The 16,756-nt window shown below is 68.2% G+C and carries 16 protein-coding genes; 10 read left to right on the top strand and 6 right to left on the bottom strand.

What is annotated here, in order from left to right; all coding sequences use genetic code 11:
- Positions 1–5: 5 nt before the first annotated feature.
- Positions 6–365 carry a hypothetical protein gene (locus tag ON41_RS34425; RefSeq protein ID WP_040752692.1) on the bottom strand — a complete coding sequence of 120 codons (360 nt, stop codon included), beginning with the start codon at positions 363–365 and terminating at the stop codon, positions 6–8.
- Between the two features lie 123 nt (positions 366–488).
- Positions 489–1,562, bottom strand: a complete 1,074-nt coding sequence (locus ON41_RS34420; RefSeq protein ID WP_040752690.1) for an XdhC family protein — start codon at positions 1,560–1,562, stop codon at positions 489–491.
- 135 nt (positions 1,563–1,697) lie between these two features.
- Here ON41_RS34420 and ON41_RS34415 point away from each other — a divergent pair, with 135 nt between their 5' ends.
- The 5 genes from ON41_RS34415 to ON41_RS34395 are packed head-to-tail and all read left to right on the top strand — an operon-like array spanning position 1,698 to position 6,394.
- Positions 1,698–4,052, top strand: coding sequence for a xanthine dehydrogenase family protein molybdopterin-binding subunit (locus tag ON41_RS34415; RefSeq protein WP_444543682.1), 2,355 nt, complete (start codon positions 1,698–1,700; stop codon positions 4,050–4,052).
- Positions 4,049–4,924 carry an FAD binding domain-containing protein gene (locus tag ON41_RS34410; RefSeq protein ID WP_040752687.1) on the top strand — a complete coding sequence of 292 codons (876 nt, stop codon included), beginning with the start codon at positions 4,049–4,051 and terminating at the stop codon, positions 4,922–4,924. Before ON41_RS34415 ends, ON41_RS34410 begins: the two co-directional genes overlap by 4 nt.
- Positions 4,917–5,441, top strand: coding sequence for a (2Fe-2S)-binding protein (locus ON41_RS34405; RefSeq protein WP_085995904.1), 525 nt, complete (start codon positions 4,917–4,919; stop codon positions 5,439–5,441). Before ON41_RS34410 ends, ON41_RS34405 begins: the two co-directional genes overlap by 8 nt.
- Positions 5,442–5,459: 18 nt before the next feature.
- Complete coding sequence (locus tag ON41_RS34400) at positions 5,460–6,131, top strand: SRPBCC family protein (RefSeq protein ID WP_040752685.1); 672 nt, start codon at positions 5,460–5,462, stop codon at positions 6,129–6,131.
- A gap of 23 nt (positions 6,132–6,154) precedes the next feature.
- Positions 6,155–6,394, top strand: coding sequence for a hypothetical protein (locus tag ON41_RS34395; RefSeq protein WP_157185736.1), 240 nt, complete (start codon positions 6,155–6,157; stop codon positions 6,392–6,394).
- Between the two features lie 162 nt (positions 6,395–6,556).
- Here the strand turns inward: ON41_RS34395 and ON41_RS34390 are convergent, their stop codons facing one another.
- Together ON41_RS34390 and ON41_RS34385 are read right to left on the bottom strand one after the other, a co-directional pair.
- Positions 6,557–7,060, bottom strand: coding sequence for a hypothetical protein (locus ON41_RS34390; RefSeq protein ID WP_040752682.1), 504 nt, complete (start codon positions 7,058–7,060; stop codon positions 6,557–6,559).
- Positions 7,057–7,662 carry a TetR/AcrR family transcriptional regulator gene (locus tag ON41_RS34385; RefSeq protein WP_040752681.1) on the bottom strand — a complete coding sequence of 202 codons (606 nt, stop codon included), beginning with the start codon at positions 7,660–7,662 and terminating at the stop codon, positions 7,057–7,059. Before ON41_RS34385 ends, ON41_RS34390 begins: the two co-directional genes overlap by 4 nt.
- Positions 7,663–7,888: 226 nt before the next feature.
- On the opposite strand from ON41_RS34385, the gene ON41_RS34380 reads away from it, so the two are divergent.
- From ON41_RS34380 to ON41_RS34360, 5 genes are read left to right on the top strand one after another with little or no spacing between them, the layout of a single operon-like run.
- Positions 7,889–9,058, top strand: a complete 1,170-nt coding sequence (locus tag ON41_RS34380) for an amidohydrolase family protein (protein WP_040752679.1) — start codon at positions 7,889–7,891, stop codon at positions 9,056–9,058.
- Between the two features lies 1 nt (position 9,059).
- Entirely contained in the window at positions 9,060–10,289 is a 1,230-nt protein-coding gene (locus ON41_RS34375) for a M24 family metallopeptidase (protein WP_040752677.1), read from the top strand.
- Positions 10,279–11,400, top strand: a complete 1,122-nt coding sequence (locus ON41_RS34370; protein WP_040752675.1) for a M24 family metallopeptidase — start codon at positions 10,279–10,281, stop codon at positions 11,398–11,400. The genes ON41_RS34375 and ON41_RS34370 overlap by 11 nt, the downstream gene beginning before the upstream one ends.
- Positions 11,401–11,453: 53 nt before the next feature.
- Positions 11,454–12,422, top strand: a complete 969-nt coding sequence (locus ON41_RS34365; RefSeq protein WP_040752674.1) for an enoyl-CoA hydratase/isomerase family protein — start codon at positions 11,454–11,456, stop codon at positions 12,420–12,422.
- 16 nt (positions 12,423–12,438) lie between these two features.
- Positions 12,439–14,874 (top strand): CaiB/BaiF CoA-transferase family protein, encoded by a 2,436-nt coding sequence (locus ON41_RS34360; protein ID WP_246461589.1) that lies wholly within the window; start codon positions 12,439–12,441, stop codon positions 14,872–14,874.
- Between the two features lie 314 nt (positions 14,875–15,188).
- Here the strand turns inward: ON41_RS34360 and ON41_RS42040 are convergent, their stop codons facing one another.
- Together ON41_RS42040 and ON41_RS42035 are read right to left on the bottom strand one after the other, a co-directional pair.
- Positions 15,189–15,569, bottom strand: a complete 381-nt coding sequence (locus ON41_RS42040; protein ID WP_157185735.1) for a hypothetical protein — start codon at positions 15,567–15,569, stop codon at positions 15,189–15,191.
- Between the two features lie 139 nt (positions 15,570–15,708).
- Positions 15,709–16,746: a hypothetical protein gene (locus tag ON41_RS42035; protein ID WP_157185734.1), complete on the bottom strand. Its 1,038-nt coding sequence runs from the start codon at positions 16,744–16,746 to the stop codon at positions 15,709–15,711.
- Positions 16,747–16,756: the final 10 nt, after the last annotated feature.

The following is a 16,756-nucleotide window of genomic DNA, read 5'->3' as shown; positions in this document are numbered from 1 at the left end:
CGGGGCTATCGGAGCCGACGCCGGGCGGCGTCGGCGCAGTCCTCGGGGCTGGTGTTGAAGGCGATGGCCGCGTCCGGCGCGTGCCGGCGGACCAGGTTGATCACCGTCTCGAACAGGACGAGCAGTGGTTCGTAGGTGCGGATGCCGCCGCCGATCACCACGCAGGCGTACTCCGCGCCGATCAGCGCCGCGGTGATCACCGCCTCCGGATCCTTGTCGGGCGCCACGAGACACCAGTCGGCCTCGATCCCGTAGTCGTCGAAGCGGGCCCGGCCCCGCGCGAGCGCCGCCTGCACCGGTTCCGGGTCCCAGCCCTCGAGCTGGGCGGGATCGAGGCCGATCACCAGCACGCGCGCGGTCACCATGGTCGCGATCGTACTGCCCAGCGGCCGCCACCAGCACTACCCGGACGCTGCGACCGTACTGCCCGGCCGCCACCAGTACTACCCGGATGCGGCGATCGCACTGCGAGCGCGCGACTTTCCGGGTCAGGCCGAGGGTTCCGTCACGGGCAGCACCGGATGGATGGGCCGATCGGTCGCGAACAGCGGCCGCGCCGACCCCCCGCGCCGAGTCGCCACGATCTCCGCGGCGATGGACACCGCCGTCTCCTCCGGCGTCTGCCCGCCCAACTCCAGACCGATCGGCGAATGCAACAGCAGCAGTTCACGATCGGTGAGCCCGGCCGCACGCAGCCGCCGACGGCGTTCACGGTCGGAGCGGCGCGACCCCATCGCACCGACATAGGCCACGGGCAGGCGCAAAGCCTCGGCCAGAACCGGGATGTCGAATTTCGGATCGTGGGTCAGGACGCAGACCACTGTCCGCGAGTCCACCTCCGTAGCCCGCAGATACTGATCCGGCCACTGCCGCACCACCTCGTCGGCCTCCGGCATCCGGGCGTGGTCGGCGAAGGCGGGACGGGCCTCGCACACGGTGACCCGATAGCCGAGCAGCCGCCCTACCCGGCACAGCGCGGTGGTGAAATCCGTAGCGCCACAGATGATCATGCGCGGCGGGGCGGCGAACGACTCGACGAACACCGTCCGCTCCCGATCCGCGCAGCCGACCACGCGCAGCCCGGTGGCTCCGGTGTCGAGCATGACCGCGGCCCGGCTCACCACGGCGGCATCGAGGGCCGCGCCGACGACACCGCCCGAGGCCAGTGCGGCGAGTGCACCGGAGTCCAGATCGCGCACGAGGGCGACGGGCCCGGGCCCGAGGGCCGCTTCGATCACGGGATACTCCGCCGCGGTGACGCGGTGCACGAAGACCTCGAGTTCGCCGCCACAGGTCAACCCCACGGCGAAGGCGTCGGAATCGCTGAACCCGAAGCTGCGGCGAACAGGAACTCCGGACGCCAGCACCTCCTGGCACAACTCGTACACCGCCCCCTCGACACACCCGCCGGAAAGACTCCCCCGCACATTCCCGAATTCGTCGACCACCATCGTGGCCCCTGCCGGGCGCGGCGCGCTGCCGGTCACTCCCACCACGGTCGCCACCGCATATGTGGTATTCGCGGCATGCCAGCGCCGCAGCTGCGCACCGAGTTCGCGCACGGTGACCTCCTGGCGATCATCGACCGCGACCGGCCGTTCGAGCTGCGTTCCCCCACGTTCGCGAGAATGCTATTCTCATCCTATTCTAGCGTCATACTCATTATTGACATACACAGTCATCGAGGTGGATGGAGCATCATGAGCCCGACGGAGACCGCCACCGCCACCGCTGTCGTCGGCACGCGGGTACCGCGGCTCGAGGATGCTCGCCTGGTCACCGGCGCGGGCACCTTCGTCGACGACGTGACGCGGCCCGGGATGGCGCATGCCTGTTTCGTCCGCAGCCCGCTACCCCGGGCCCGGATCGGCGACATCGATGTGTCCGCCGCCCTCGAGATCGAGGGCGTCCTGGCCGTCTACACGGCCGCCGATCTCAACCCCGGCGCCCACGAGATCTCCTACGACCTGGATATGGCCGGTATGCCCCCGGTGCCGCGACCGCCGCTGGCCGAGGAGGAGGTCCGATTCGTCGGCGACCCGGTGGTCCTGGTCATCGCGGCCGACCGCTATATCGCCGAGGACGCCTGCGAACAGGTGATCATCGACTACGACCCGCTGGATCCGGTGATCGACTACACCACGGCGGAGTCGTCGCCGAATCTGGTGCACGCCGGATTCGCGGGCAATTCGGCGGGCGAGATGGGCGGGCGGCCCGCCTCGGATCTGGAGCCGATCTTCGACTCGGCCGCACATGTGGTGCGCCAGAGCATCTTTCAGCAGGCCTACCTGCCGGTGCCGATGGAGACGCGCGGCATCGTCGCGGAGTGGTCGGCGCCCGCCGCGGAACTGACGGTGTGGAGTTCCACCCAGTCCCCGCACGAGGTGCGCCTGTTCGCGGCCCGGCTGATCGGCGTCGCCGAACATCAGGTGCGCGTCATCGCCCGCGACACCGGCGGCGGTTTCGGGCTCAAGCAGCTGCCGCTGCGCGAGGAGGCCTGCGTCCTGCTGGCCGCGCGGGCGCTCGGCAGCGCGGTGAAATGGATCGAGGACCGCCAGGAGAACCTGATGGCCTCCGGCATGTCCCGGCACGAGCACGCGGACGTGGGCATGGCCTTCGACGCCGAGGGCACCATCCTGGCCGCGTCCATCGCGCACGTCCAGAACGTCGGCGCGTATCCGACGCCCTCGCCGGTCGTCGGCGGCATTCCCGTCGGGATGTTGTTCCCCGGGCCCTACCGGGTCACCGACGCCTCGTTCACCGCGAAGTTCCTGTACTCCAACACGGTCGGGCGGGTGGCCTATCGCGGGCCGTGGCAGTTCGAGTCGGTCAGCCGCGAGGTCCTGCTCGATCACGCGGCCCGGCGGATGGGTATCGACCCGATCGAGCTGCGGCGGCGGAACATGTTGCGCCGCGACGAATTCCCGCGGGCGAACGCGAACGGCATGCCGCACGACCACGTCTCGCCGCTGGAGACCCTGGAGCAGGCGATCGAGATGCTGGACTACGAGGCCTTCCGCGAGGAACAGCGCGCCGCCCGCGCCGAGGGCCGCTACCTCGGCGTCGGCACCTGCACCTACCTCGAGCCGACCACCGGGGCCAGCCCGTTCCTCGCCACCGAGGGCGCGACCATCCGGATCGAGCCGTCGGGCAAGGTCAACGTGTACGTCGCCGGCGGCTCGGCGGGCAACAGCCTCGAGACCACGGTCGTGCAGCTGGCCGCCGACGCGCTCGGCGCGGCGCTGGCCGATGTGCGAACCATCCAGGGCGACACCGCGATCACGCCGTTCGGCGGCGGCACCGGCGGCAGTCGCTCGGGATCGATGACGGCGGGCGCGATCGAACAGACCGCCTCGGTGCTGCGCGAGAAGATCCTCGCCATCGCCGCCCACCGGCTGAACACCACGCCGGAGGAGATCGAGTTCTCCGGCAGCCGGGCCACCGTGCGCGGCGTCCCCGATTCGGCGCTCACCCTGGCCGAGATCGCCGATATCGCCTACTTCCAGTCCGATTCGCTGCCGCCCGGAATCCAGCCGGGCCTCGAGTCCAGCGGCCGGTACAAGACGCCGCAGATCGCCATCTGGGCCAACGCGACGCACGTGTGCACCTGCGAGGTCGATATCGAGACCGGCGAAGTGACGCTGTTGCGCTACATCGTCAGCGAGGACTGCGGCCCGATGATCAACCCCAGCGTGGTCGAGGGCCAGATCTACGGCGGCACGGTGCAGGGCATCGGCGGCGCGCTCTACGAGCACCTCGCCTACGACGAGAGCGGGAATCCGGTGGCGACGACCTTCCTCGACTACCTGCTGCCGACCGCGTCGGAGGTGCCGGATATCGAGATCGGCCACGTCGAGACGCCGAGCCCCGGTCCCGGCAGTTTCAAGGGCGTCGGCGAGGGCGGGGCCATCGGCTCGACTCCGGCCGTGCTCAACGCCGTCGCCGACGCGCTCGCGCCGTTCGGGGTGGAGATCCGCGAGCTACCGCTGTCGCCGTCGCGGATCGTGGACATGATCGATCGGGCGCGCGCCGCCGGGAAGGACAACCGATGAAACCGGCGACCTTCGAGTATCACGCACCGGAGTCCGCGGCCGAGGTCGTCGAGCTGCTGGGCGAATTCGGCGACGAGGCCAAGATCATCGCGGGCGGCCAGAGCCTGGTGCCCATGCTCGCGCTGCGGCTCGCGGTCTTCGATCACCTGGTGGACCTCCGGCGGGTGAGCGACCTGCGCGGTATCCGGGCGGACGCCGACGGCGTCAAGATCGGCGCGGGCACCACCCACGCCGCCGTCGGGGCCTCCGAGGAGGTGCGCCGGGCGGTGCCGCTGCTGTCGCGGGCGACACCGTTCATCGGGCACTTCCAGATCCGCAACCGGGGCACGATCGGCGGGGCCATCGCGCACGCCGACGCCGCGGGCGAATATCCGGTCGTCGCACTGACTCTCGACGCCGAGATCGAGACGCATTCGCCGCGCGGACCGCGCACGATTCCGGCCGCGTCCTTCTTCACCGGCATGTGGACCACGGCGCTGGCCGACGACGAGATCGTCACCAGCCTGATCTTCCCGGCGTGGCACGGCCGGTGCGGGTTCGCCATCGAGGAATTCGCCCGGCGCAGTGGCGATTTCGCGCTGGCGGGCGCGACCGTCGCGGTCCGGCTGGACGCCGATTCCCGTATCGACCGCTGCGCGATCGGGCTGTTCGGCCTGGCGCCCACCCCCGTGCGCGCGCACGCGGCCGAAGCCCTGGCGACCGGCCGCGCGGCGGATGCCGTGGCGGCCGCGGAGATCGGCGCGGCGGCGACCGACGAGTTGGAGTCGATCCCGGCCGACGTGCACGGAACCGCCGGCTACCGGCGCCGGGTCGGGGCGGCCATGGTGACGCGCGCGTGGCGGCGCGCCGTACAGGAGGCGAGCAATGACTGAGGTCGACATCGAGGTCCGGATCAACGGCGCGTTGCGCCGCGACCGGGTCCCCGCGCGGCTGACCCTGGCCGACTATCTCCGCGAGCGGTGCGGCCTGACCGGCACCCATCTCGGATGCGAGCACGGCGTGTGCGGTGCGTGCACCGTCCTGCTCGACGGCGCGGCCGTGCGCGCCTGCCTGATCTTCGCCGTCCAGGCCGACGGCTCCCAGCTGACCACCGTGGAGGGCGTGGCCGGCGCCGACGGCGCGCTGTCACCGGTGCAGGCGGCGTTCCGCGACGAGCACGGGCTGCAATGCGGTTTCTGCACACCGGGATTCATCGTGTCGGTGACGGCCTTCCTGCGCGAGAATCCGGATCCCACCGATGCCGAGATCCGTTCGGCCGTCTCCGGGAACCTGTGCCGCTGCACCGGCTACCAGGGCATCCTGCGCGCGGTGCGCGCCGCGGCCGACGCGCTCGCCGCCCCGGAACCCGCACCGCTCGACTCTCCGAAGCCCACCGCCCAGCAGGCGTGAGTACACCGAGGACCCCTGATGAAACTCGACAACACCTTCACCATTCCCGTCCCGGCCGCGCAGGCCTGGCCCGTGCTGCTGGACCTGGAGCGCATCGCGCCCTGCGTGCCCGGCGCCACCATCACCTCGCGCGAGGGCGACGACTTCCACGGCAAGATCAAGGTCAAGCTGGGGCCGGTGGGGCTGAGCTACAACGGCGTCATCAAGGTCGTCTCGCAGGACGAGGCCGCCGGGATCGCGGTGCTCGAGGGCCGCGGCCGGGAGACCCGCGGTAACGGCACCGCGAAGGCCACCATCACCTGCACGCTCGTCGAATCCGGCGGGGCCACCGACGTTTTCGTGGATACCGACCTGTCGATCACCGGGAAGCCGGCGCAGTTCGGCCGCGGTGCGCTGGCCGATGTCGCGGGCACCCTGATCGGGCAGTTCGCGACCAATCTCGCCGACGAGATCACCGCGGCCACACCGCGGGAGGTCCCCGAGGCGGCCCCCCTCTCCCCCACGACACCCACCACCACGGCGACCGCGACCGCGCCGCGGCCGCGCACGCCTGCCGAGCCGATCGACCTGCTCGCAGCAGCCGGAGCGAATCCGGCCACGCGTTACGGCGGACCGGCAGCCGTACTCGCCGTCGTCGCACTATTCTTCGCGCTCTTCCGACGCAGGCGGTCACCCCGGCCGCCGCGGTGAGGGCCGCGTCCGGAGAAGGGATCATGCTGCTCGGTAACGACGTTACTTCGGTCCGCGACCTCCGCGGACCGGCTACGGACGTGCGGCCGGACCTCCGGCACATCCGCATCGAGGTCGGTCCGTTCTCCCTGGACTACCAGGGCTGCGCCGCGCAGATCGCGGACATCTCCGCCGAACTCGTCAGCGTCGGCCTGGTCGTGACCGTCGACGACGACGTCCGCCCCGATCTGCCTCCCCTCCCCTGCGGCGCCCTCTGGGACTGACGCCGCGAGACCGGCGGCACGCTGAGGCTGACAGCGGCCGTTCAGGAGCGCCGGGCCGACTCCACACAGTCGGCCCGGCGCGGCCCTCTGCGCGCCAGGTTTCCGGCCAAGAGCACGCCGGAAACAATAGGTGGGCCGACGATGAGTTCGGCCTTGGACCTTTCACCCCACGGGGCTGAGATCCGCGCCGATCGACGGGAACCCCGACAGGCCGCTGCGGAAGCTCTCCGTCGCGCCGACCGAGGCCGGGACCGCGGCGGCGGTGAGCGCCTGGGCCTTGAATGCCTGGGCGGCCACGCTCAGCCGGTGCAGCACCGGGTCGACCCGGTGCTCCGGCGGCGCGGACCAGCCCTCGCCCCAGACCACGACCTCGATTCCGCCGTCCCCCAGCGCCTTCCGCAGCCCGCGCTGGGCGCGCGGATCGAGGGAGCACACCTCGCAGGCCACCGCGAGGGCGTGCGGCCGCCGCCCCTGGCCGCCCGCCGCGAGGACCGTCTCCAGGTCCAGCGTCTCCGCGCCCAGGATGCGCAGCGGGCGGGAGTCCGACGGGTCGGCGAGCAGGACGGTGACGTCCCAGCCGGCGACCGCGCGGTCGAACAGCCAGCCGCCGGCGTGCTCGACGACATCGACGATGCTGGTCGCGACGACGTCCAGGCGGTACCTCATCGTTCCGCGGCCGGACTTAGGTCGCGCGCCAGCGACCTGGTGTACTCGTTGAACACCTCGCTCAGCGGGATCGAGTGATCGAGCAGCCATGAGATCTCCATTCCATTGATGAAAGCGACGATTTCGATAGCCCGCAGGTCGGGATCGAGGTCGGGCCGGTACCGTCCGGTCTGCTGGTTGCGGCGGATGATGTCGGCGACGATCGCGACGGCGACCTTCCATCTGTCGAGCAACCGGTCGTGCAGCGGGGCCTCGGGCAGCAGGTTCTCCACCAGCATCACCACGAAGGTGCCCACCAGTTCGGGAGACGCCTCGATGCGGGCCGCCACCTTGTTGATCTCCGTGACGAGATCGCCGTTCAGGTCGGCGGAGGCGGCGTCGGCGGCGTCGCGGGCGTCCAGCACCGCGTGCAGCAGCTGATCCTTGGACTGGAAGTGGTGTAAGAGCCCGGCCGGGCTCACGCCCGCCTCCCGCGCGATCTGCGCCAGAGTCGTACTGCGCCAGCCGTTCCGGGTGAGCATCCGCTGCGCTACGCCCAGGATCCGCTGCCGGCGATCTTCGCCCTTGGCGAGCAGGGAGGCATAGGGACGAGGTGTGGTCACGAAAACCCCTCTTCGACAAAACCTAGTGAACATACAGTAGGTTGGTTGGCCCGTTGTGACAAGGGTCTCACGGCACTCGATTCTGATCTCCACCGTTTCTGACGGTAACCACATTCTCGCTGATCAACTCGGTCAAATAACGGTATCTGGCGCAACTGACGTATACGTGACTCTCCTCTTGTGATAACTTCATTCCCATAACGAACAGCTCCAGTGGAGGGTCAAGATGTCGGTTCCGACCAGTAGCGCTTCGTTGTATCCGCCCGGCGGATTCGGGCCGCCCAAGGACCGGCGTGGTCACGCCGAGGGCTCGGTGGGCCTGCCCCCGGGCACCGAGGTGTTCTCGGCCGACAATCACATCTCGCTGGCCGAGGACATCTTCTTCGAGCGGTTCCCGGAGAATATGAAGGACCGCGCCCCCCGGATCTGGTACGAGGACGGCGCCTATCAGATCGGGCGGAAGGGAAAGTCCTTCCTGCCCGGCGATTTCAGCAGCGTGCTGATGCAGTACGACCCGCTGGACGGGTCCGGCAGCGCCAATGTCGAGGCCCGGGCCGCGGATCTGCGCGCCGACGGCATCGCCAAGGAGCTCGCGTTCCCGAACGCGTTGCTGGCGTTGCTGTTCTACCCGGACAAGGAGGTCCGGGAGCTGGCGTTCCGCGTGTACAACGAGTACATCGCCGACGTGCAGGAGCGCTCCGGCGGCGCCTTCTACGGCGTCGGCCTGATCAACTGGTGGGACCCGGCAGGTACCAAACGCACGCTCGACGAGCTGAAATCACTGGGGCTCAAGACATTCCTGCTGCCGCTGTCGGCGGGCAAGGACGACGACGGCAAGGTCATCGACTACGGCAGCACCGCGATGATCCCGGTGTGGGACGCGATCGAGGAGTCCGGGGTGCCGGTCTCCCACCACATCGGCGAATCGCCGCTGTCGGCGCCCTGCGAGGTCAACAGCGTCGTCGTCGGCATGATGCACAATGTCGCGCCGTTCCGGGAGTTGTTCTCCAAGTACGTCTTCAGCGGCATCATCGACCGGCATCCGGGCCTGAGCATCGGCTGGTTCGAGGGCGGGATCAACTGGGTCCCGTCGGCGATCCAGGACGCCGAGCACATGCACGCCTCCTACAAGCACATGTACAACCGCCCGATCGAGCACGACGTGCGGCACTACTGGGACAACCACATGCGCGCGTCGTTCATGGTGGATCCGCTGGGCCTGTCGCTCATCGATCACATCGGCCGCGACCGGGTCATGTGGTCCTCGGACTACCCGCACAACGAGAGCACCTGGGGCTACTCCGAGAAGTCGCTCGCCGGTGTGGTGCAGGCGGTCGGGCCGGAGGACGCCGCGAAGATCGTCAGCGGCAACATCATCGACTTCCTGGGGCTGTGAGATGACATCGTCCACTACGAGCGCCCCGCTCGTGATCCCCGAGGTTCCCGACCGCGCGCGCATGCGGCGCGAGACCGGGGCGCGGCTGCGCGCGAGCATGGCGCAACAGGGCGTCGACGCGCTCGTCCTGCTGCACAACAGCAATGTCGTCTACGCGACCGGAACCAACTGGCCGCTCGGCGACGCCGGCCTGTCGCATGTCGAACGCCCGGTCGCGGTCGTGGTCGCGGGCGATCCGTGGCCGCACCTGTTCCTGCCGTTCCGGGAGGGCATCTCCGAGGAATCCGATCTGCCCGCCGATCATCTGCACGGGCCGGTCTATCTCGAATTCGACGAGGGCGTCGAGGAATTCGCGCGGCGGCTCGCCGACCTGATCCCCTCGGGATCGACGGTAGCGGTCGACGAATGCACCGGCGCCATGCGCCGTGCGCAGTCCGGGCTGTTTCCGAGCGGGCCGCCGTCCGACGCCGCCCTGGTGGTCGGCCCGGCCAAGCTGATCAAGACGCCCGACGAGATCGCCTGCATCCGCACCGCCGCCCGCATCACCGATCAGGCGATGGTCGAGGTGCAGGCGGCGCTCGCGCCCGGACGCCGCCAGATCGACCTGTCGGCGCGGTTCATCCGCCAGGCCTTCGAACTGGGCGCCACCGCCACCATGCTGGAGGCGATCTGGCAGGTCATGCCGGACACCAAGGCCGACGGCGTCTGGACCACCCACGGCGATCTGGCCCTGCCGCTGCTCACCACCGAGCGCGAGCTGCGAGCCGGGGACGTGCTGTGGACCGACGTCAGCATCACCTACGGCGGCTACTGCTCCGATTTCGGCCGCACCTGGGTCGTCGGCCAGGAGCCGAATGCCCGGCAGCACAAGCAGTTCGAACGCTGGCACGAGATCCTGACCGCGGTTCTGGACGTCACCAAGGCGGGGGCCACGGCGGCCGATCTGACCCGCGCGGCGACAGCGGCCAACGGCGGGGCCGAACCCTGGCTGCCGCACTTCTACCTCGGGCACGGCATCGGGGTCAGCGCGGCGGAAACGCCGATGCTCGGCACCGATCTAGGTCCCGAATTCGACGAGAACTTCGTGTTCGAGCCGAACATGGTGCTGGTATTGGAGCCGGTGGTCTGGGAGGACGGCACCGGCGGCTACCGAAGCGAGGAAATCATCGTGATCACCGAGGAGGGCTCGATCGCCCTCACCGACTACCCCTACGCGCCCTATGGCCGTTGAGGTCGTGCCCGACGATCGCGCCCTGCGGCATGGGCGGCGCGATCGCGCACTGGCACAGATGAAAGCCCATGATCTGGACATCCTCGTGCTCGGCCGCCAGGCCAATGCGCGCTACCTCGCGGGCGCGCCCCAGCTGTGGGTGGCCGGCACCCGGCCGTTCGGTCCCGTCGCCACGGTGGTGCGCGAGACCGGCGCGGTGCACCTGCTGAGCACCTGGGACGAGGGCATCCCCGAGGACATCCCGCACGAGCGCCTCTACGGGCTCGCGTGGAATCCGATGACGACCATCGCGGTCCTGCGCGATATCGAGGGCGCGGCGACGGCGAAAAGGGTAGGCACGGACGCACTCTCGCCGAGTTTCGCGAAGCTGCTGCCGCTGGCGTTCCCGAACGCCGAACTCGTCGACGGCGAGCTCGCCATGCGCACCGCGCGGCGGATCAAGACCGCCGAGGAGATCGCGGTGCTGCGCAATACGCTGCGGGTCGCCCAGGCCGGCCTGGCCGCCACCGTGGCCGAGCTGGCGCCGGGCGGCACCGAGCAGGGACTGATCGGCGTCCTGCTGGAGGCGATGACCGCGGGCGGCGTCAGCACCCCGGCGTCGCAGGATTCGGTCTGGGTGACCTCCAAGGAGCATCCGTGGCGGCGCGCCGGCGCCGACCGCCAGGTGCGCGCGGGCGATCTGGTGGCGGTCTCGGCCGGTGTCCTCGGCGACGGATACATCGGCGAGGTCGGCCGGACCTATCCGGCCGGTGCCGCGGGCGACGCCGCCACGAAGCTCTACCGCCGCCGGGATGCGCTGTGGGGCAGACTGATCGACGCCTGCAAGCCGGGCGCACCGGCGATCGATCTGCTGAACGCGTACGAGGCGGCGGGCGAGCCGCTGCCGTCGATGCCGGTCGCGCGGGGGCTGGGCATGGGCTTCGACCCGCCGGTGGTGTCGCCGCGGTTGCCGGCCACCGCCACCGCGGAACGCCTGGAGCCCGGCATGGTCCTGTCGATCACCGGCTACGTATGGCAGGAGGGCGTCGGCGCGGTCTTCGGCCGGGACGCGGTGCTGATCACCGACGACGGCTGCGACGTGCTCACCGCCGCGCCGCACTGGGAGCACTGACCGCACCGCGACCGCACGACCGCCGTTCGCACTCTCCGGCAAAGGAATCCGACATGCCCGACCCCGATCCATCCGCCGCCGCGGACGCCGAGAAGATCATCCGCTACGACAAGGATCCGAAGACCCGGATCGCCACCATCACCTTCGACCGTCCCGACCAGCTCAACGCGCCCACCATCGCGGCGCGACTGCGTTACGCCGACCTGCTGCACCGCGCGAGTGTCGACGACGAGGTCAAGGTGCTGGTGGTCCGGGGCGCGGGAGACGATCTGGGCAGCGGCGCCGACCTTCCCGAGTTCATGGAGGTGCAGAAGTCGCCCTCGCAGGGGCCGCGCCTGGCGGAGTACAAGATCGGCCCGGACGAGGTGCGCTACCCGCCCCGGGAGTCCTTCCGCCACGGCGCCACCATCAGCCAGTGGTACGCCAACGCCCAGGCCGGGTGCCGCAGCCTGCAGGAGTTCAAGAAGATCAGCATCGTGGAGGTGAAGGGCTACTGCTACGGGTGGCACTTCTACCAGGCCGCCGACGCGGATCTGGTGATCTCCTCCGACGACGCGCTGTTCGGCCACCCCTCCTTCCGCTACTACGGCTGGGGGCCGCGGATGTGGACGTGGGCGCAGACCATGGGCCTGCGGCGTTTTCAGGAGATGGTCTTCACCGGCCGCGCGTTCTCGGCGCAGGAGATGTTCGACTGCAACTTTCTGAACAAGGTCGTCTCCCGCGCGGACCTGGAGGCCGAGACCGCGAAATACGCGCTGGCCTGCGCCCGCAACCGGCCCACGGATACGGTCTTCATGCAGAAGATCTTCTTCGAGGTCATGAAGCAGCATCAGGGCGAGTACATGGGCAGCCTGCTGAGCGGCTTCTTCGAGTCGATGGGCGGCCACATCCACGCCGACGACGACGAACTCATGCTGGACACGGCCTTCGACGGCGGGCTGAACAATTCGGTCAAGGACAACGACGCGCAGTTCCCCCCGGAGTTCCGGCTGAGTAAGTCGGGCCGGAAACAGCCGGAATGAAAGCCGGTGAGAGACAATGGCTTCGAGTGACATGGCCGGACCGGAGGGGCTACCGCTACGCGACTGCGTGGTGATCGACCTCGGCACGGGCATCGCGGGCGCGTACTGCACCAAACTGCTGTGCGACGGCGGCGCCGAGGTGATCAAGGTGGAGCCGCCGGAGGGCGATCCGCTGCGCCGCTGGTCCGCCTCGGGCGCCGAGATCGACGACGACGGCGCGCTTTTCAGCTTCCTCTCCGGCGGCAAGAGTAGCGTGGTCGCCGACCCGGACGATCCCGCCGACCTGGAACTCGTTTCGGCCCTGCTGGATTCGGCGGACGTCGTGGTGTGGTCGCCGGGCTCGCGCCTGACCGATCATCCCCGGTTGTCCGCCGCGGCCATTCGCCGCGCCCACCGCCACCTGGTGGTCACCGCGATCACCCCCTTCGGCCTCGACGGGCCGTGGCGCGATCGTCCGGCCACGGAATTCACGCTGCAGGCGTGGTCCGGCGGCATCGTCGGGCTGGGGCGGGGTGCGCCCGATCAGGCGCCGGTGTATGTCGGTGGCCGGATCGGCGAGTGGTTCGCGGGCGCCCACGCGTCCGCGGCCACCATGACCTCGCGGCTGCGCACGCGCGGTTCGAGCGCGGGTGAGCTGGTCGACCTGTCGATGCTGGAGACCCAGATCCTGGGCCTCACCTACTTTCCGGTGTCGTTCTTCGACGCCCTGGGCCGCCCGTTCCGCACCGAGCGGAAGCTCAGCGTGCCCGGTGTCGCGACGGCGGCCGACGGCATGGTGGCGTTGGGGTGTGGGACCGCCCAGCAGTGGTTCGACCTGTGCGCCATGGTGGGTCATCCGGAGTGGATCGACGAGGGCACCGCCCCGTCGATCACCGCGCGCGCCACCGAGAAGGCGCCGGAGATCTTCGCCTGGCTCGCCGGGCAACCGGCCGAGGTGATCCGCGATCTCGCGACGGCGTTCCGCATTCCCAACGGCCCGGTCGTGCACGGCGCCAACGCGACCGAGATGGACCATCACGTCGCGCGCAAGGCGTTCACGGTGAATCCGCGCGACGGATTCCATCAGCCCGGCCCGCCCTACCGCACCCGGCCCGCACTGCTCGCCGAGCCGCGGCCCGCACCCCGTCTCGGCGAGCACACCGGCCGGTACCGCGCCGCCCGCCCGACCCGCCGCGGCGCGCTGCCCAGGGTCGCGCCGGATCCGTTGCCGTTCCGGGAACTTCGCGTGCTGGACCTGACCACCTACTGGGCCGGGCCGTCGTGCACGCACTTCCTCGCCATGCTGGGGGCCGAGGTCATCCACGTCGAATCCGCCGGGCGGCCGGACGGCACCCGGCTCATCGCAGGGGTGCCGGTATCGGAGGACCAGTGGTGGGAGAAGTCGCCGATCTTCTCCGGGCTCAACACCAACAAGAAGGGCCTGACGCTGGACTTCCGGTCCGAGCGCGGCCGAGAGCTGTTGCGGCGCTTGGCCGCCACGTGCGATGTGATCGTCGAGAACTACACGCCCCGGGTGCTGGAGCAGATCGGCCTGGATTATCCGGACGTGCGGGCACTGCGTCCGGACACGATCATGGTGCGGATGCCGGGATTCGGGCTCGACGGGCCCTGGCGCGACAATCCGGCTTTCGCCTACATCATCGAGGACACTTCCGGGCTCACCTGGCTCACCGGGCACAAGGACCGGAATCCCTTGGAGCCCTACTCGATCGGCGATCCGAACGCGGGCGTACACGCCCTCAACGGCCTGTTGCTGGCGCTGGAGAACCGGCGGCGGACCGGGCACGGCGCGCTGGTGGAGGCTGCGATGGTCGACGCCGCGCTCAACGTGGCCGCCGAGCAGGTGATCGAGTACTCCGCCTACGGCGCCCTGCTGGAACGCGACGGCAACCGCGGCCCCGAGGCCGCCCCGCAGAACCTCTACCGCGCCGCGGGCACGGACGAATTCGGCCGGGAGGACCGCTGGGTCGCCATCGCGGTAGCCACCGATACCCAGTGGCGCAAGCTGCGAGAGGTCCTGGACGAACCGTTCTGGGCCATGACCCCCGAACTACGCTCCGCGGAAGGCCGCCGGCTCCACCACGACCTCATCGACGAACACCTCGCCGTCTGGTGCGCCACCCGCACCCCGGACGAGATCGTCCAAACCCTGTGGGACGCAGGCGTTCCCGTAGCCGAGGTGATGCAACCCCACCGCCAGGCCGACCTCCCTCAACTACAGTCCCGCGGCTTCTTCGAACCGGTCGACCACCCCGTCGCCGCCACCGCCCGCCACAGCACCGTCCCGGCTCGCTTCTCCGCCGGGCCCCACAGCTTCCACCGCACCCCCGCCCCCCTGCTCGGCCAGCACAACCGCGAGATCCTCACCGGTCTGGGGCTGACCGAGCCGGAGATTTCGGAACTGGAGGCAGAGGGGGTGATCGGCGGATCCCCCGCCGTCGCCGCTCCATAGCCGAACCGAAACACCTACAACACTTTCGACCGTCCACAATACTCGTGGACAACGAGATGCGAATCCACAGGAATGGTTTTATTGACCATGTCCAGCACAATTTCAGGAGACTACCTCCTTTATGCAAATGCCAACCTCAACAGGTGGCTCGCCGACATTGAGGTAAAATTCGAGCCCTCATGCCGCACCGCGATTTAGGTCTGCTGCAATGTTAGACGAATGCGGTTTGTGAACCTCAATGCATAGACCAGGTATCGCCATTGTTTAGCCACTTTGCTTGAATGTTCACGATCCAATACAACGGGAAAGCTGATTTACGGTATCCTTTCGCCGCCTGTCGTTCGAAATGCACGGTAAAGAGCACGTATTCGTTTCAAGATCATTGAGATGGTGAGCAACATTTGAACGGCTAGAAATACTATAATAGCGGTAATCGGACCAGACAACGGCTGCTTGGTGTTGCCAAACATCGCGAGACCACCGAGGATAAATGTCAGAGTAAGACCGAGAAGTACGGCGTAGGATACGTTAGCGCGCAGTTCATCGGCTAGCCTGTCGACGATCGGTCGAAGACCGGGATCAGTCTTGTCAGTCGCGCGCATAGTGAGATCGAACAGCAACACAAAGACGTTGAAGATCAACCCAGTCAAGATCGCCACCGCGGCAAGGACTTCCGGAATATTGCTTGCGCGCATGCCTGTCGCTCCAGTAAGAAGAGCCAGACCTGCCGGAACGCCAAGGTAGGACACTAGGTCAAGGAGGCGCCGCGAGCCCGTTTGAGAATCTCGGAAGGTATGGTAGTGGTCGATGACGAGGGCGATAGTCGAGAACTTGCTACGACGCCTCGCTCGATCCGCCATCATTGGGCACCTCCTGAATCGGCACCGTGACCTCGGTCTGCAGAGCATTCTCAGACCACTCGCCAGTCTGCCAGGTCCCACCGACAACTACACCGAAGGCCCTGGCCACCTCGGGGACCATGCCCAGTACCTCGCTGTAGAAGCGTTTGTCGCTGGGGCGATCACGTGACGAGAGGTGGTAAATGAACCTCGGCATCCTGTCAGCCATCACTGACAACGTCGTATTGCGCTCACCGACCTGCATCTTGACGTTGAGTTCGTCGAAATTTAGGCCCCCTACGGACAGCAGGCGGCTGCGCGCGTCGCTGTTCCGCCGGAACTTTTCGGCCAGTTGCTGCTTGAACTCACCGATACGCCCACGGCTGATTGTTAGCTCTAGTCTGCCGAGGGGTTCATCAGGTTGACCAACTTCGAGCTCCTCCGCAATGTCGTGCGGTAGGCCGGATCTTTTCAGGGTTATTGCGTTTACCTTGGCCTGCGCCAGATACGCACTCAGCGCTTCTTCGTGCACGACTGCATCGAAGTCTATTACGAGATCAGTGTGCGCACGAAATCCACGTTTCAGCACATTGGTCAGTTGTTCTCTTCCTGTTGAGCCCGACAGCGACTCTAACGCGAGAAGGCCAACAGTCGACCTCGTAGGAACGACAAATAGTCCACGTCGTTTGTTAGTCTCGATATGTCGATCCTGCCTGGTGAAGACTGGCTCATCATCAGACTCAGGGTCGACAAATACAGAATTCTGACCGCTAGTTCCGAGATCAATTGCAAATTTAATGATTCGGCCAACAGGATCGACTGCCGCGACGGACAAGTGTCGGTGGCGTTCATTGAGCCGGCGACCGATAAGGCCATTGAGCAGGCCGTATAACGTAACGGCTGCGTCGGTCTTGCTGCTCGAAGTTTCGAAGCCTTTGGAGATGCCGTCGAGCTCGCCAAGGACGAGGGGCGTAGCGCCCTGCCGGGGTCGGTGCGCCCGGAACGTGAAGAACATGTAACCGAAATTCGTCATGTCTACCGTA

This window comes from Nocardia transvalensis NBRC 15921, assembly GCF_000308875.1.
GTDB classification, from domain to species: domain Bacteria; phylum Actinomycetota; class Actinomycetes; order Mycobacteriales; family Mycobacteriaceae; genus Nocardia; species Nocardia transvalensis.
The sequence above is the reverse complement of the archived record's forward strand: the minus strand, read 5'-3'. Positions and strand labels throughout refer to the sequence as shown.

Excerpts from the sequence above, each read along its gene's own strand:
- ON41_RS34380 (WP_040752679.1), top strand. The coding sequence starts at position 7,889 with ATGTCGGTTCCGACCAGTAGCGCTTCGTTGTATCCGCCCGGCGGATTC.
- ON41_RS42040 (WP_157185735.1), bottom strand. The coding sequence starts at position 15,569 with ATGCGCGCAAGCAATATTCCGGAAGTCCTTGCCGCGGTGGCGATCTTG.
- ON41_RS34365 (WP_040752674.1), top strand. The coding sequence starts at position 11,454 with ATGCCCGACCCCGATCCATCCGCCGCCGCGGACGCCGAGAAGATCATC.
- ON41_RS42035 (WP_157185734.1), bottom strand. The coding sequence starts at position 16,746 with ATGACGAATTTCGGTTACATGTTCTTCACGTTCCGGGCGCACCGACCC.
- ON41_RS34400 (WP_040752685.1), top strand. The coding sequence starts at position 5,460 with ATGAAACTCGACAACACCTTCACCATTCCCGTCCCGGCCGCGCAGGCC.
- ON41_RS34425 (WP_040752692.1), bottom strand. The coding sequence starts at position 365 with ATGGTGACCGCGCGCGTGCTGGTGATCGGCCTCGATCCCGCCCAGCTC.
- ON41_RS34410 (WP_040752687.1), top strand. The coding sequence starts at position 4,049 with ATGAAACCGGCGACCTTCGAGTATCACGCACCGGAGTCCGCGGCCGAG.
- ON41_RS34370 (WP_040752675.1), top strand. The coding sequence starts at position 10,279 with ATGGCCGTTGAGGTCGTGCCCGACGATCGCGCCCTGCGGCATGGGCGG.
- ON41_RS34405 (WP_085995904.1), top strand. The coding sequence starts at position 4,917 with ATGACTGAGGTCGACATCGAGGTCCGGATCAACGGCGCGTTGCGCCGC.
- ON41_RS34360 (WP_246461589.1), top strand. The coding sequence starts at position 12,439 with ATGGCTTCGAGTGACATGGCCGGACCGGAGGGGCTACCGCTACGCGAC.
- ON41_RS34390 (WP_040752682.1), bottom strand. The coding sequence starts at position 7,060 with ATGAGGTACCGCCTGGACGTCGTCGCGACCAGCATCGTCGATGTCGTC.
- ON41_RS34395 (WP_157185736.1), top strand. The coding sequence starts at position 6,155 with ATGCTGCTCGGTAACGACGTTACTTCGGTCCGCGACCTCCGCGGACCG.
- ON41_RS34375 (WP_040752677.1), top strand. The coding sequence starts at position 9,060 with ATGACATCGTCCACTACGAGCGCCCCGCTCGTGATCCCCGAGGTTCCC.